This window comes from Pseudoduganella plicata, from assembly GCF_004421005.1.
GTDB classification, from domain to species: Bacteria; Pseudomonadota; Gammaproteobacteria; order Burkholderiales; family Burkholderiaceae_D; genus Rugamonas; species Rugamonas plicata.
This window is the reverse complement of record NZ_CP038026.1, coordinates 1,890,028-1,905,302: the sequence shown is the minus strand read 5'-3', so window position 1 is coordinate 1,905,302 and position 15,275 is coordinate 1,890,028. Positions and strand designations below refer to the sequence as shown.

The window sequence follows — 15,275 nt, the reverse complement described above, 5'->3', positions numbered from 1 at the left end:
TAACGACTACAATGACCGACGGTGTCCGTTCCCCGGACCGATCCAAGGTACCCATGTTCACAGAACAAGCCCCGGCGTCCTCCGCTTGCCGCGACAGCCATCACTTTGTCCGGTTCTACGAGGACGAGGTATTACTTGCCGAGGAAATCGTCAGTCACCTGCACACCGCTCTGGCGCAGGGCGGATCCGGCATCCTCATTGCCACGGCGGCGCGAGTAGGCGATGTGACGGCGCGCCTGCGCGCTGCGCTCGGCACGCAGGCGTCCGGCGCCCTGGCGAGGCTTGTCGTACTGGATGCAGCGGAAACGCTCGCGCAGCTGTCGGTGGGAGGCTGGCCCGACAGAGGACGCTTCGACGCAGTGATGGGGACCCTCGTGCGCACCGCGCGAAACGATGGAGCGCCCTTGCATGCATACGGCGAAATGGTGGCCTTGCTGTGTGCCGACGGGCGCTATGAGGCTGCCGTGCGACTCGAGCAGCTATGGAACGAACTTGCCGGCCAGACCGCATTTTCGCTGTTTTGCGCCTATCCGTGGACACTGTTTCCGACAGCGGAGCTGGCGGAAAGTTTCGCTGCCATCTGCAAATGCCACTCCCACGCCGGTTCGCAGCGCCAGCCGGGTGCCGGCACCGTGGGGCGCAACGATGCCATGGTGCTGCTCGAACTGGAGCGCAAAGCCTTCGCGCTGGACGGCGAAGTCGCGCGGCGGCAGGCGGCGGAGCGGCTGGCCGCGGCCACGCAGGCCGATCTGGCGGAATTCCTGGACAATGCCGCCGAAGGGATCCACCGCGTCGGGCCGGATGGCACGATCCTGTGGGCGAACAAGGCCGAGCTGGCGCTGCTGGGGTATCGGTGGGACGAGTACGTGGGCCACCATATTGCCGAGTTCCACGTCGACAGCCCCGTCATCGAGCATATTCTCGACACTTTGCTGGGTGGCGGCACGCTGTACGACCAGCCGGCGCGGCTGCGCTGCCGTGACGGCAGCGTGCGCCACGTCGTGATCCACTCGAACGGTTGTTTCGAGAACGGCCAGTTGCGCTATACCCGCTGCTTTACGCGCGACGCCACGGAACGGCATGAACGGGACAGGGCGCTGCTGCAGCGCGACCAGATGATCTTGCGCTCGCCCGTTGCCACCGCGTTGCTGATCGGACCGGAGTTGCGTTTCCAGGTCGTCAACGAGCGCTTCGTCGAGATGGCGGGCGGCGCGGAGCTCCGGGACAGGACGTTTGCGCAGGCGTTTCCTGCGGCTGTGGGGGGCCGGCTGCACGCCCTGTTGCAACAGGTTCATGCGAGCGGCACGGCGTTCAGCGCCGATGAGATATGCCTGCAGGAGTTTCACGGCGCATCGGAGCGCTACATCAGGCTCAGCCTGGAGCCGCTGCAAAACGAACAAGGTGCCACAGAGGGCGTCCTGGCGGTAGTGGTCGACATAACGGAACACGTCACGGCGCGAAAATCGCTGGAGCAGGCGCGCGACGAGCGTGAGGTCATCCTGACGGCGTTGACGGAAGCCAACCGCAACAAGGACCAGTTCCTGGCCATGCTGGGGCATGAGCTGCGCAACCCGCTCTCGCCGATCCTGATGGCACTGGAGATGATGGAATTGCGCGGCGATGCATCCTTCGGTCAGGAGCGGCGCGTGATGCGCCGGCAGCTCGATCATCTGGTGCGTCTGGTCGACGACCTTCTCGATATTGCCCGGGTCACGCAGGGGAAGATCGAACTGAAGAGCGAGAGCATGGCGCTGGACGCAGCGCTCCACAAGGCGGTGGAGATCGCCTCTGCGGATATACGGTCGCGCGCGCACGCACTCACGCTGTCGGTCGAGCCCGCGCTGATGGTCAATGGCGATCCGGTCCGGCTGGCGCAGGTTGTCGCCAATCTTCTGATCAACGCGGCGCGCTACACGGCCAACGGCGGCGCGATCCGATTGACCGCCGCACGGGATGCAGCCGGCAGCGCCCGCATCAGTATCCTCGACAACGGGCGCGGCATGTCGGGGCAGGAATTGCGCCAGGTCTTCGACCTGTTCTATCAAGGCCCGCGCGGCATCGACCGGGCCGAGGGAGGCCTCGGCGTCGGCCTCTCGCTGGCGCACCGGCTGGTTGAGTTGCATGGCGGGCACATCGAAGCTCATAGTGCCGGTCCGGGACTGGGCAGCGAGTTTATCGTCGTGCTTCCGGTGCTCCCGGCCGCGGCTGTACCGGTAATGGACGCACGCGTCAGCCCGACCGAAGCGATCGACGCGGTCCGCTCCCGCATCCTCATTGTCGACGACAATGCCGACGCGGCACGCATGCTGGGCGTGATGCTGGAACAACACGGACATATCGTCGAGCTATGCCACGATCCGATCACGGCACTGGACAAGCTGGCGGCGTTCCGGCCGGACCTGGCGATCCTCGACATCGGACTGCCGCTGATGAGTGGCCATGAGCTGGCGCAACGGATACGCAACAAGCCGGGTGGGGAGTCCTGCCGGCTCATCGCCCTCAGCGGCTTCGGTCAGCCGGAAGACGCGCTGCGCAGCAAGGACGCCGGCTTCGAACAGCACCTCGTCAAGCCCGTTCAGCCTCAAGCACTGCTGTCACTGCTTGGCCGGCGGTCGAGCGCGGCCAGCTAGCAGTGCGCGGGCATACGCGGCCGCGAACAAGTAAAGTCGACGTCTGCCGTAACGTCAGCGTGAACTCAGCACCATTTTGAACTGGACGGTCGATCGGACGATGGTCCCCACGCTGGTGGGACTCGAGCCTGTTTGATCAGCAGCTCACTACCAGCACATGACAGGGGCAAGAAAGCTTCAGATGATTCTTGTCGGTTTGTCGAATATGCCCAACCTCATTCGTCGACATGGTATGGCCGAGATGTGCCCGGGTGCTTCTAAGTGAACCTGCGATGCGACAAGGCCGAAGACCGGCTTCGCTGAATGCGAAACCGAAATGGGGCGTCTCTTTGCGAGTGGAGTTCGGGAATGGCAAAATTCATCACTATCGGTTATGGCGATCGCGAAGGCTACGAGCGCACGAGCGAGACTGTACGGAGTGCAGCCCATGCCCATGACGAGTTGCTACTGCGGCGCGGCGCCGACATGGGAATCGCGGGGCAGCCGGTCCAGGTGCGCAACCACGGTGCGAAAGGAGTGCATACGGAGGCGGGCTCATTCATGTCGTCACGCCTGCCGATTGCCGGCTTTGCCATCATTGAAGCATCAGACATAGCTGAGGCGATCGAGTTGGTTTCGAAAACACCGTGTGCTGTCGCGTACGGAGTCGTCGAGGTTTGGCCCATGGCGCAGCAGGATGGTGCAACCTGATAGTCATCCAGGCCGACGCTATTTCGTGGCTCGGCTTGATTGAGCCAACAAGGCGCATGGCATCTTCGGTTTCGCCAGCACGCTGTACATGGTCCACAAGCACCGTCCAGGATCGTACAAGCGTCTCGACAAGGCGCTGGGCGACAAGAATACATGCGCAACACGCGCGTACAGGCGGGATCAAGACTTTACCTCGCATGATGCGGGCGGGGAGGCCAACCTGCTCAACGATATCGTGGAGCTGGCCCGGACCTTCCGAACCCAGGCAAGTGGACGATCGAGGGCTATATCGAGGATATCGCCAAAGGCGGGGACGATACCGCCTACTCCATCGCGTTGCCGCCGCAAGCCGTGATCGCCTATGCCCGGACGATGTGGATTTGCGGCCATACCGGAAGGACGACGGCGTGCCAGGGGCTGCCATCCTGGACCTGGCACGCACAGGTATTGTCAACCGCTGGTGCAACCTGGCGCACCATGTCTGCGGTGACGGTGCCGGCAAGCTGTGCAGCTGGGGCGAGCAATTCGACGACCCGGACGGCGCCAGCAGGTACAGGAAGGTCGATTACAGCATTGTCAGCCGCATCATGCTGCACGGCTGAGCCACCGCTGTCCGTCCTGGTTCAGGTCAAAAACGTTACCCCGTCGTAGCGGACCGCGCCGCTCAGCGCGGCGCCGCCACCTTCGCCAGCACGTCCTCCAGCTTCGCCGGCTTCAGGATATGGTCGTCGAACCCGGCCGCCGTGGCCGCCTGCAGGTCGGACGGCTGGCCGTAGCCCGTCAATGCGATCAGCATCGCGCAGGCCGTTGCCGGCATTGCGCGCAGCCGGCGGGCGACTTCGTAGCCGTCGATGCCGGGCAGGCCGATATCGAGCATGACCACTTCCGGGTCGCAGCGTTGGGCTGCCGCCAGTGCGCCTTCGCCGTCCTCGGCCGTGGTGACGTCGTGGCCGTGGAGCGACAGCAACGTAGCCATCAGTTCGCGCGCGTCGGCGTTGTCGTCCACCAGCAGGATACGGCGGCCCGACGTTCCTGCAGCGGCACGGTCCGGCGCGGGCAGGCTGGGTGCGGACGTTCGTGTTGGCTCCACCAGACCCAGCTGCACGGTAAAGCTGCTGCCCTGGTCGGGACCGTCGCTGTGCGCCGCGATCGTCCCGCCGTGCAGTTCGACGATGCGGCGAGCCAGCGTCAGTCCGATGCCGAGGCCGCCGTCGGAGCGGTCTAGCGAGCGCGGCAGCTGGGTAAACAGCCCGAATACCGCGTCCAGCATTCCTGACGGGATGCCGGCGCCCGTATCCGTGACGGTGATCGTTGCCATATTGCCGAGAATACGCGTGGCAATGCCGACCTCGCCGCCGTTCGGCGTGTATTTTGCCGCGTTATGCAGCAGGTTGCCGAACACCTGTGCCAGCCGTGTGGCATCGGCGTTGACGCGCACGGCGCGGCCGGGCAGGGCGACCGCCAGCGAATGGCCGCGTTGGTCGATCAGCGGGCGGGCCTGCTCGACGGCCATGTCGATGATGTCGGCCAGCGACGTTTCCTTCATGTTCAGCTGGATATGGCCCTGCGTGATCCGGGCAACGTCGAGCAGATCGTCCACCAGGCGCGTCAGGTGGCCCACCTGGCGATCCAGGATGGCCGAGCTGGCGGCAATGGGCGAGCCGGCCGGCGCCAGGGAGCCGATGACCTCGGCCGCGGTGCGGATGGGCGCCAGTGGATTGCGCAGCTCGTGGCCCAGCATGGCAAGGAATTCGTCGCGGGCGCGCACGGCGGTGTTCAGGGCGGCCGTGCGGGACTCGACACGGTGTTCCAGCTCCATGTTCAGGCGCATCAGCTCTTCCTTGGCGATCTTCAGCGACGAGCTTTCCAGCAGTTCCCAGTCGCCGTCGCGGCGGGTCAGGGCAAACTGGTGGTGGCGGCAGACGTCGATCACGTCCTCCGCGCTGCACGTTTCCACGCAGTAGGTGCACAGCGCCACCAGGTTGTGGCGGCGGAACGCGCCGTTGACCTTGCGTTCGTAGTCCATGAAATCGTCCCAGCCGGAGCGCTCGACCCAGATCGTGTCGCCCGTCAGGCGCAGGCCGGCAAAGCCACGTTCCCGCGAGCGCTGTTCGCGTTCGATCCAGCCGTTCAGCACGACGTCCGGGTCGAACACGTCGCCGGCCTTGTACCAGTCCGAGATCGAGACGATTTCCATCTGGCCGCTGCTGACATAGCGGTCGAAGTCCGGGATGGCACGCGCCATCAGCGACGTGGCCTTGCCGGCATCGAGCGATTGCGACGTCACCCACAGGCAGGATTCGTTGGCGTCCAGGCCAGCCTGGAAGAAGGGGACGAGTGTCTCGGCCAGATCGGCCTCGTTGCGGTAGAACTGGCAGAAGTGTGAGCCCCAAGGGATGCTGCCGACGGCGTCGATCCCCGAGTTGCGGTGTGAAGTATGCATGTGCAAGGTTTGATCCGCGCCAGGCGCGCCTCGTAATGGATGGGACGCCCCGGCGTCCTGATCTCTCTATGATACGCTAGCGCGGGGCGTCTGTTGGGGCCTCGCGGCGCCCGCCGGGCCGTCCTGACAGCTCTGGCAGGGGCAACCGATGCATGTATAGCGCAGTGCAACCACCGGCGCGCAAGGAGAACCCGCATTGAAACGTATCGGAAGATTGCGGCACCTGGCAGCCGGTCTGCTGGACTCCTTCGTCGGCCGCAACAACGACGTTGAAGGGTACTGGGCGCCCGGAATGCTGTACGCCCAACTGCCGGGATGCGTCGTGCGCCTGGACCTGCTGCGTTGGGATGCCGAGCCCGCTACCGATGTTACTGTCACGGTAGCCCGCAACTATGGCGAGCAGCTGCGGCGGGCACTGCCGAAGATCGGCCTGGCAGCCGACGAGCTGATCGAAGCCACTATCGAGGTGACGTTCGAGACCGCGCCGGCCGTACCGGCAGTCCGGTACTTCACGACGGGTGAGCCGTTCGACTGCGTGATCACGCTGCGCAACCGGTATGGACAGCAGGTGATGCGCCATGCGCACGGGCGCTGCCATCGACTGGAGCCCAATCTGTTCAGCCGGCGGGGCAGCTGGTAGTCCTGGCAATGGCTAGTGCGCCGTCAGCCATTCCGCCAGTGCGGGCCGCGCCAGCGGCTCGCTGATGTAATTGCCCTGCACGCTGCTGCAGCCGTGGGCGGCCAGGAAGTCGTGCTGGTCGCGCGTTTCGACGCCTGTTGCGACGACGCGGATGTTGAGGTTGTGACCGATGTCGAGCATCGTCTTGGTCAGCATGCCGTCGCTGGGCGTGGCGCCGATTTCCTGGACGTGCCGCCGCGTCATCTTGAGCTGGCTGACGGGCAGGCGGCGCAGGCAGGAAAGGTTGTTCAGCCCGGCGCCGAACTCGTCCACCGACAGCCGTATGCCCAGCTCCTGCAGCCCGTTCGCCAGGCGCGTGGCCTGCTCCGGATCGTGCATCAGCTGCTCTTCGTGCAGCTCCAGGGCCAGGTTGGACGGCTTGATGCCGTGATGGGCAATGCGTCGGCCCAGGTGCAGCAGGTAATCGCGCTGCGTGAACTCGCGGCTGGATGCATTGATCGAGATCGGCAGGTCGGGGTAGCCAAGCTCGGCCAGGTAGTGCAGGGTGGCGCAGACGTCCTCCAGCACGCGCCGGCCCAGCGGCACGATCAGGCCGTTTTCTTCCGCTTCCGGCAGGAAGTCCGCCGGCAGCAGCTCGCCCCGCTCGGGGTGGCGCCAGCGCAGCAACGCTTCCAGGCCAAGGATCTTGCCGGTTTCGACGCAGACGGCGGGCTGGAACAGCAGGTACAGGTCGTCACGGTCGAGCGCATCGCGCAATGCATGCTCCATATGCTGGCGGGCCGCCGTCGTGGTAGCCATTGTCGGCGAGTAGAAATGGATGGCGTCAGGCCCGCCGTGCTTGCTTTCGTACATGGCCGCGTCCGCCGCCTGCAGCAGGTCGTGCACGTTGCGGCCGTCGTTCGGATAGACGGCCACGCCCATGCTGGCGCCGACGGACAGGATGCGGCCTTCGATATCCATTTCGCCCGACATGGCGCGCCGCACCCGGTCGATCATGCGCAGCGTGAAGCGCAGGTTGGGCTGCTCGGCCAGCACCAGCACGAACTCATCGCCGCCCAGGCGTGCCACGGTGTCGGATTCGCGCAGTGCCGACTGCAGCCGCTGGGCCACGTTCCTGAGCACGTGGTCGCCGGCAGCGTGACCCTGCGTGTCGTTGATTTCCTTGAACTTGTTCAGGTCCATCATGACGACGGCCACCATTTCGTGGTTGCGCTGGGCCGAGTGGATCGCGTGATCGAGCCGGTCGCGCAGCAGCACGCGGTTTGCCAGTCCCGTCAGCGCGTCGTGCGTGACGAGGTGTTCCAGCTGCGCGGCGCGCTGTTTGGTGGCGGTGATGTCCTCGATGATGCCGATGAAGTGCGTAACGCGGTGGTGGTGGTCGCGCACGGGCGTCACGGTCAGGTGATTCCAGAACAGTTCGCCATTCTTGCGCTGGTTGCGGAACACGATGGACGCGGGCTCGTGTGCCTGGATCGCGGCCGCCAGCTTGCGGCGCGGCTCGTCGTCCAGGCCTGGCGCGCCCATGAAGCGCGAATCCCGGCCAGTCACCTCGTCGGCCGAGTAACCGCTGATGCGTTCGAAGGCCGGGTTGACGTACTCGATGGGATTGTCCACGCCATCATGCCGGGTAATGACAATGCCGTTGCTGGCCGCCATGAGTGCCCGCTCGAACAGTTCGAGCTTGTCGCGCTGGCGCTGGTCGCGCGACAGGTCCAGGCCCATGCCGCAGACGTAGCTGGTGCCCTCGCCCACCAGCAGGCGCGAGGCGCAGCAGGCAAAGGGGATCAGTTCGCCCGATGTGGAGCGCACCCGCGCCTCCAGCTGTACGCGCTCATCCTGCTGCAGGACGGTGCAGAAGGCGCGCGCCACATTGGGCCGGTCGGACGGATCGAATACTTCGAGCAGGTGCAGTCCGCGCAGGCGCTCGGCCGATAGCCCGGTGACCCGCTCCACCTGCTGGTTCCACAGGACAAAGTAGCCCGAGTCGTCCAGGACATAAAAAGTCCCGGCAAGCAGGTCCATCACATCCTGCAACGGCAAGTTGCCAACGTCGCCCGCTGGTTGCAGCCCGCTTTCCCCCATGCTTCCCCCGAAGTGCAATAGTCGCTGTGTTGTTACTTTTTATTGGAGCAAATACCGAAGCAGATACCGAAGCAATACCGAAGCAAACATCACGCAGAACAGAGCACGCAGGCTCGGCACATGCGGCTTGCTACTGCCGGCGGGGAGGGTGTGGCCGCTGCCGGCGGACAACCAACGTTTACAGCCGTAGTGTGATCGAAAAAACAAAAGTGCGCCGCGCGCTTGGCAGTCCGCGTGCTTCGCTGCCGGGCAGGAGTATCAGTCGGGACGGGCGCCCTGGTCGAGCAGCGCTTGGATCTCGCAAGGGGGACGGTTCCCAACCCTGGACCTGCCGGTGGCGCCTGCGCCGCCAGGCTTTTTGGCGTACCATGTTGTTCTACCTCAGCGTAGCGTGCTATGCTAAACAACCATTGTTGAAATTTCGGAGGAGTTGTTGCCGCTTTCATATGCGTGCAGAAAGACTGCACAGCGGCACCGGCGATTTCGGGTTTTAGGTGTACAGCCCTTCCCCCACAACTTGATGTGCAATCCGCTAATCGGTCAGGCCGTGTCGCGGAAGGTTAGATTAACCCGCTAATTCCTCGCGAAGCGCGAAGAAAGGTGAGCAAGAATGATGCAACAACTGACGTCCAACTCCTACCTGTTCGGTGGGAATGCGCCGTACGTAGAAGAGCTCTACGAGGCGTACCTGGAGAATCCAGGCTCCGTCCCCGACAACTGGCGCGCGTATTTCGACGCCATGCAGCACGTCCCCGCGGTAGACGGCTCCAACAAACCCGACGTCGCCCACGCTTCCGTCATCGCGTCCTTCGCCGAGCGCGCCAAGGCCGGCCCGATCCGCACCGTCGTCGCTTCCGGCGACCCGGAAATGGGCCGCAAGCGCGTTGCTGCCACGCAACTCATCGCCGCCTACCGCTACTTGGGTTCGCGCTGGGCCAACCTGGACCCGCTGCAGCGCCAGGAACGGCCAATGATCCCCGAGCTGGATCCGGCATCCTACGGCTTCACCGATGCGGACATGGACACCGTGTTCAACATCAGCAACACCTATTTCGGTCCTGAAAACGCGTCGCTGCGCGATCTGACCAACTTCCTGCGCGACACGTACACCCGTTCGATCGGCGCGGAATTCATGTACATCTCCGACCCGGCCGAGAAGCGCTGGCTGCAGGAACGCCTGGAATCGATCCGCTCCACGCCGAACTTCTCGCCGGAAAAGAAAAAGCACATCCTGGAGCGCCTGACCGCGGCCGAAGGCCTGGAACGCTACCTCCATACGAAATACGTCGGCCAGAAGCGCTTCTCGCTGGAAGGCGGCGAAACGTTCATCGCCTCGATCGACGAGATCATCCAGCGCGCCGGTGAAAAAGGCGTGCAGGAAATCGTCATCGGCATGGCCCACCGCGGCCGTCTGAACGTGCTGGTCAATACGCTGGGCAAGGCGCCGAAAGACCTGTTCGAAGAGTTCGAAGGCAAGCACGGCGACGACCTGCCGGCCGGCGACGTGAAATACCACCAGGGCTTCTCGTCCGACATCTCCACCGCGGGCGGCCCGGTCCACCTGTCGCTGGCGTTCAACCCGTCCCACCTGGAAATCGTCAACCCGGTCGTCGAAGGCTCCGTCAAGGCACGCATGGACCGCCGCGGCGACGTCCACGGCGCGCAAGTGCTGCCGATCCTGGTGCACGGCGACGCCGCGTTTGCCGGCCAGGGTGTCGTCATGGAAACGCTGAACCTGGCGCAGACCCGCGGCTACGGCACGGGCGGCACGGTGCACATCGTCATCAACAACCAGATCGGTTTCACCACGTCCGACCCGCGCGATGCGCGCTCGACGATCTACTGCTCCGACGTCGTCAAGATGATCGAAGCGCCGGTGCTGCACGTCAATGCCGACGACCCTGAAGCTTGCGTGCTGGCCTCGCAGATCGCGCTGGACTACCGCGCGCAGTTCCAGAAGGACATCGTTGTCGACATCATCTGCTACCGCAAGCTGGGCCACAACGAGCAGGACACGCCGGCGCTGACGCAGCCGCTGATGTACAAGAAGATCGCGCAACATCCGGGCACCCGCCGCCTGTACGCCGACAAGCTGGCGGCGCAGGGCGTGATCCCGGCCGACGGCGGCGACCAGATGGTCGCGGCTTACCGCGCCGCCATGGATGCCGGCAAGCATACCGTCGATCCGGTCATCTCGAACTTCAAGAACAAGTTCGCCGTCGACTGGCTGCCGTTCCTGAACCGCAAGTGGACCGACGCGGCCGATACCGCCGTGCCGCTGACGGAACTGAAGCGCCTGGCCACCCGCATCACCACGGTGCCGGAAGGCTTCAAGGTCCACTCGCTGGTGGAAAAAGTGCTGGCCGACCGCGCCAACATGGGTAAAGGCGAGCTGAACCTGGACTGGGGCATGGGCGAACACCTGGCCTACGCGTCGCTGGTCTCGTCCGGCTACGCCGTGCGCCTGACCGGCCAGGACGCCGGCCGCGGAACCTTCACGCACCGCCACGCCGTGCTGCACGACCAGAACCGCGAGCGTTGGGATGCCGGCACCTATGTGCCGCTGCAAAACGTTTCCGAAGGCCAGGCGCCATTCACCGTCATCGACTCCGTGCTGTCGGAAGAAGCGGTGCTGGGCTTCGAATACGGTTACTCGACCGCCGAGCCGAACACGCTGACGATCTGGGAAGCCCAGTTCGGCGACTTCGTCAATGGTGCGCAGGTCGTCATCGACCAGTTCATCAGCTCCGGCGAAGTGAAGTGGGGCCGTGCTTCCGGCCTCGTCATGCTGCTGCCGCACGGTTACGAAGGCCAGGGTCCGGAACACTCGTCCGCCCGTCCCGAGCGTTTCCTGCAGCTGTGCGCGGACAACAATATGCAAGTGGTCCAGCCGACGACCGCCGCGCAGATCTTCCACCTGCTGCGCCGCCAGATGGTGCGCCAGTTCCGCAAGCCGCTCGTCGTCATGACGCCGAAGTCGCTGCTGCGTAACAAGGATGCCGGCTCGCCGCTGTCCGAACTGGCCAAGGGCGCGTTCCAGACCGTGATCGGCGAAGTCGACGAGAAAATCGACGCCAAGAAGGTCAAGCGCGTGATCGCCTGCTCGGGCAAGGTCTACTTCGATCTGGCCAACGCCCGCAAGACGCGCGGCCAGCTTGATACGGCCATCATCCGCGTCGAGCAGCTCTATCCGTTCCCGCACAAGGCGTTTGCCGCCGAACTGAAGAAGTTCCCGGCCGCCACCGAAGTGGTGTGGGCGCAGGACGAGCCGCAGAACCAGGGTCCATGGTTCCAGATCCAGCACAACATCTTCGAGTCGATGGAATCGGGCCAGCGCCTGGCGTATGCCGGCCGTCCCGCTTCCGCGTCGCCGGCTGTCGGTTACTACGACAAGCACTACGCCCAGCAGAAAGAACTGCTGGAGACGGCATTCTCGAAGCTGAAGGGCTTCATCCTGACCAAGTAAAACCGGCACGCCACGCCGCCACCGCAAGAGCGGGGCGGCGTGGTTACCCACGCATAAATTCACGGAGTAATCAATGGCAAAAATCGAAGTCAAAGTTCCACAACTGTCGGAATCCGTCGCCGAAGCGACCCTGCTGTCCTGGCACAAGCGGATGGGCGAGTCCGTCACGCGCGACGAAAACATGATCGATATCGAAACCGACAAGGTTGTCCTGGAACTGCCGGCTCCCGAGTCCGGTGTGATCGCCCAGATCATCGCCGCCGACGGTGCCACCGTCGTGGCCGGCCAGGTGATCGCGATCATCGACACCGATGCCACGGCAATGGCTTCGCCGCTGCCCGTCACCGCTGCCCCGGTCCAGGCTGAGGCGCCAGCCGCTGCCGCACCTGCCGCCGCTGCCGCCACCGGTGGCTCGAAGGGCGACGTGGCCATGCCCGCCGCCGCCAAGATCCTGTCCGAAAAAGGCCTGTCCGCGACCGACGTGTCCGGCTCCGGCAAGGACGGCCGCGTGACCAAGGGCGACGCCCTGGCCGCCGGCGCCAAGCCAGCCGCCGCACCTGCCGCCGCCAAGCCTGCGCCAGCCGCCAAGCCGGCGCTGCAGCAAGTGGCCGCACCGGCACCGAAGCTGGGCGACCGTCCGGAAGAGCGCGTGCCGATGAGCCGCCTGCGCGCCCGTATCGCCGAGCGCCTGGTCGAATCGCAATCCACCAACGCCATCCTGACCACGTTCAACGAAGTGAACATGAAGCCGGTGATGGACCTGCGCAACAAGTACAAGGACAAGTTCGAGAAAGAGCACGGCGTCAAGCTGGGCTTCATGTCGTTCTTCGTCAAGGCCGCCGTGGCCGCGCTGAAGAAGTATCCGATCCTGAACGCCTCGGTCGACGGCAACGACATCGTCTACCACGGCTACTTCGACATCGGTATCGCCGTCGGCTCGCCACGCGGCCTGGTCGTGCCGATCCTGCGCGACGCCGACCAGATGAGCATTGCCGAGATCGAGAAGAAGATCGGCGAATTCGGCGCCAAGGCCAAGGAAGGCAAGCTGACGCTGGAAGACCTGACGGGCGGTACGTTCTCGATCTCGAACGGCGGCACGTTCGGCTCGATGCTGTCGACCCCGATCATCAACCCGCCGCAGTCGGCGATCCTGGGCGTGCACGCGACCAAGGACCGTGCCGTCGTGGAAGACGGCCAGATCGTCATCCGCCCGATGAACTACCTGGCGATGTCGTACGACCACCGTATCATCGACGGCCGCGAAGCCGTGCTGGGCCTGGTCGCGATGAAGGAAGCGCTGGAAGATCCTGCGCGTCTGCTGCTGGACCTGTAATCGAAGGCACCAGCCCGCGTTCAGCCTGACGGCTGACCGGAGCTGGTGACGGTCCCCGCATGGGGACTGTCACCGGTTTTCACCCGCGACGGTGAACGAAGTCCGCCTGATCGGCCGAAACGCCGGCAAACGTCGGGGACAGTCCGGAAGGGACAGTCCCCAAGACCCCCGACCTCTGGAGGCAACAATGATCTCCGACGAAATCAAGCGCCTGCACGAACTGCACCAGGCCGGCGCGCTGACGGACGAGGAATTCGCCCGCGCGAAAGCGCGGCTGCTCGATGCGGCGCCCAACGCCGCGAACGCCGGCAACGGCGACCTGGCCAGCGAGTTCTCCCGCCTGCGCCGTTCGCGTACGGACCGCTGGCTTGGCGGTGTCTGCGGCGGTATCGGCGTGGCGTCCGGTGTCGAGGCGTGGATCTGGCGCCTGGTGTTCGTGCTGTTTACGGTCTCGTTCGGATTCGGGCTGGTGATTTACATTCTGTTGTGGATATTCGTTCCGGAAGAAACGCTTCCAGGGAGCGACCTGATTGGAAAAAAATATGAGCAATAAGCAATTTGACGTAGTGGTGATCGGCGCCGGTCCCGGCGGCTATATCGCGGCCATCCGCGCAGCGCAGCTGGGCTTCTCCGTCGCCTGTATCGACGAGTGGGCCAACGAAAAGGGCGGCCCGGCACCGGGCGGCACCTGCACCAACGTGGGCTGCATCCCATCGAAGGCACTGCTGCAGTCGTCGGAACATTTCGAGCACGCCGGTCACGCGTTCAAGGAGCACGGCATCGACGTTGCCGGCCTGTCGCTGAACCTGCCGCAAATGCTCAAGCGCAAGAACACCGTCGTCAAGCAGAACAACGACGGCATCCTGTTCCTGTTCAAGAAGAACAAGGTCACGTTCTTCCACGGCCGTGCCGCCTTTGGCGGCGCCGCCGGCGCGGAAGGCTACCCGATCGAGATCTCCGGTCCGACCACGGAAACCATCAACGCCAGGCAGGTGATCGTGGCGACGGGCTCGAATGCCCGCGCGCTGCCAGGCGCACCGTTCGACGAGAAGCTGATCCTGTCGAATACGGGCGCCCTGGCCATCGAAGGCGTGCCGGCCAGGCTGGGCGTCATCGGCGCCGGCGTCATCGGCCTGGAGATGGGTTCCGTCTGGCGTCGTCTCGGCGCGGAAGTGACGGTGCTGGAAGGCCTGCCGACGTTCCTGGGCGCCGTGGACGAGCAGATCGCCAAGGAGGCGCTGAAGCTGTTCACGAAGCAGGGCCTGGGTATCAACCTGGGCGTGAAGATCGAGAGCGTGACGACGGGCGAGAACAACGTCACCGTCAAGTACACCAACGCCAAGGGCGAAGCGCAGGAAGGCACGTTCGACAAGCTGATCGTCTCGATCGGCCGTACGCCGAACACCAATGGCCTGAACGCCGAGAAGGCCGGCCTGCAGCTGGACGAGCGCGGCTTCATCGCCGTGGACGCCGACTGCAAGACCAACCTGCCGAACGTGTGGGCGATCGGCGACGTCGTGCGTGGCCCGATGCTGGCGCACAAGGCGGAAGAAGAAGGCGTTGCCGTGGCCGAGCGTATCGCCGGCCAGCATGGCCACACCAACTTCGACACGATTCCATGGGTGATCTACACGTCGCCGGAAATCGCGTGGGTAGGTCGTACCGAACAGCAATTGAAGGCTGACGGCGTGGCCTACAAGGCGGGCACGTTCCCGTTCCTGGCCAACGGCCGCGCGCGCGCCCTGGGCGACACGTCGGGCATGGTGAAATTCCTGGCCGACGCGACGACGGACGAAATCCTGGGCGTGCACATCATCGGTCCGATGGCTTCCGAACTGATTTCCGAAGCCGTCGTGGCAATGGAGTTCAAGGCGTCGGCCGAAGACATCGCCCGCATCTGCCACGCCCACCCTTCGCTGTCCGAAGCGACGAAGGAAGCGGCACTGGCCATCGACAAGCGCACGCTGAACTTCTAAGTATCGCGTAAGTCC

At 64.6% G+C, this 15,275-nt stretch carries 10 protein-coding genes; 8 read left to right on the top strand and 2 right to left on the bottom strand.

The window, feature by feature from the left end:
* Positions 1-53 precede the first annotated feature (53 nt).
* From E1742_RS08370 to E1742_RS08360, 3 genes are all read left to right on the top strand, one after another.
* A complete protein-coding gene (locus E1742_RS08370) occupies positions 54-2,630 on the top strand; it encodes a hybrid sensor histidine kinase/response regulator (protein ID WP_134384454.1) in 2,577 nt (858 codons plus the stop codon).
* 348 nt (positions 2,631-2,978) lie between these two features.
* Complete coding sequence (locus E1742_RS08365; RefSeq protein WP_134384453.1) at positions 2,979-3,320, top strand: YciI family protein; 342 nt, start codon at positions 2,979-2,981, stop codon at positions 3,318-3,320.
* Positions 3,321-3,700: 380 nt separating this feature from the next.
* Entirely contained in the window at positions 3,701-3,922 is a 222-nt protein-coding gene (locus E1742_RS08360) for a hypothetical protein (protein WP_134384452.1), read from the top strand.
* Between the two features lie 62 nt (positions 3,923-3,984).
* Here E1742_RS08360 and E1742_RS08355 read toward each other — a convergent pair whose 3' ends face one another.
* A complete protein-coding gene (locus E1742_RS08355) occupies positions 3,985-5,763 on the bottom strand; it encodes a hybrid sensor histidine kinase/response regulator (protein WP_134384451.1) in 1,779 nt (592 codons plus the stop codon).
* A 196-nt stretch (positions 5,764-5,959) separates the two neighbouring features.
* On the opposite strand from E1742_RS08355, the gene E1742_RS08350 reads away from it, so the two are divergent.
* A complete protein-coding gene (locus E1742_RS08350; RefSeq protein WP_134384450.1) occupies positions 5,960-6,403 on the top strand; it encodes a hypothetical protein in 444 nt (147 codons plus the stop codon).
* 12 nt (positions 6,404-6,415) lie between these two features.
* Here E1742_RS08350 and E1742_RS08345 read toward each other — a convergent pair whose 3' ends face one another.
* A complete protein-coding gene (locus E1742_RS08345; RefSeq protein WP_166793446.1) occupies positions 6,416-8,425 on the bottom strand; it encodes a putative bifunctional diguanylate cyclase/phosphodiesterase in 2,010 nt (669 codons plus the stop codon).
* 670 nt (positions 8,426-9,095) lie between these two features.
* On the opposite strand from E1742_RS08345, the gene E1742_RS08340 reads away from it, so the two are divergent.
* The 4 genes from E1742_RS08340 to lpdA all read left to right on the top strand — a co-directional run bounded on the left by E1742_RS08340 (position 9,096) and on the right by lpdA (position 15,260).
* Entirely contained in the window at positions 9,096-11,951 is a 2,856-nt protein-coding gene (locus tag E1742_RS08340; protein ID WP_134384448.1) for a 2-oxoglutarate dehydrogenase E1 component, read from the top strand.
* Between the two features lie 73 nt (positions 11,952-12,024).
* Positions 12,025-13,284, top strand: coding sequence for a 2-oxoglutarate dehydrogenase complex dihydrolipoyllysine-residue succinyltransferase (gene odhB, locus E1742_RS08335; protein ID WP_134384447.1), 1,260 nt, complete (start codon positions 12,025-12,027; stop codon positions 13,282-13,284).
* Positions 13,285-13,471: 187 nt separating this feature from the next.
* A complete protein-coding gene (locus E1742_RS08330) occupies positions 13,472-13,837 on the top strand; it encodes a PspC domain-containing protein (protein WP_134384446.1) in 366 nt (121 codons plus the stop codon).
* On the top strand, positions 13,827-15,260 hold the full coding sequence (gene lpdA / locus E1742_RS08325) for a dihydrolipoyl dehydrogenase (RefSeq protein WP_134384445.1): 1,434 nt from the start codon (positions 13,827-13,829) through the stop codon (positions 15,258-15,260). Before E1742_RS08330 ends, lpdA begins: the two co-directional genes overlap by 11 nt.
* The last annotated feature ends 15 nt before the right edge of the window (positions 15,261-15,275 follow it).

Bases quoted from the DNA above. Each gene is read 5' to 3' on its own strand.
- E1742_RS08370 (WP_134384454.1), top strand. From the start codon at position 54: ATGTTCACAGAACAAGCCCCGGCGTCCTCCGCTTGCCGCGACAGCCAT.
- E1742_RS08365 (WP_134384453.1), top strand. From the start codon at position 2,979: ATGGCAAAATTCATCACTATCGGTTATGGCGATCGCGAAGGCTACGAG.
- E1742_RS08355 (WP_134384451.1), bottom strand. From the start codon at position 5,763: ATGCATACTTCACACCGCAACTCGGGGATCGACGCCGTCGGCAGCATC.
- E1742_RS08345 (WP_166793446.1), bottom strand. From the start codon at position 8,425: ATGGACCTGCTTGCCGGGACTTTTTATGTCCTGGACGACTCGGGCTAC.
- E1742_RS08340 (WP_134384448.1), top strand. From the start codon at position 9,096: ATGATGCAACAACTGACGTCCAACTCCTACCTGTTCGGTGGGAATGCG.
- odhB (WP_134384447.1), top strand. From the start codon at position 12,025: ATGGCAAAAATCGAAGTCAAAGTTCCACAACTGTCGGAATCCGTCGCC.
- E1742_RS08330 (WP_134384446.1), top strand. From the start codon at position 13,472: ATGATCTCCGACGAAATCAAGCGCCTGCACGAACTGCACCAGGCCGGC.
- lpdA (WP_134384445.1), top strand. From the start codon at position 13,827: ATGAGCAATAAGCAATTTGACGTAGTGGTGATCGGCGCCGGTCCCGGC.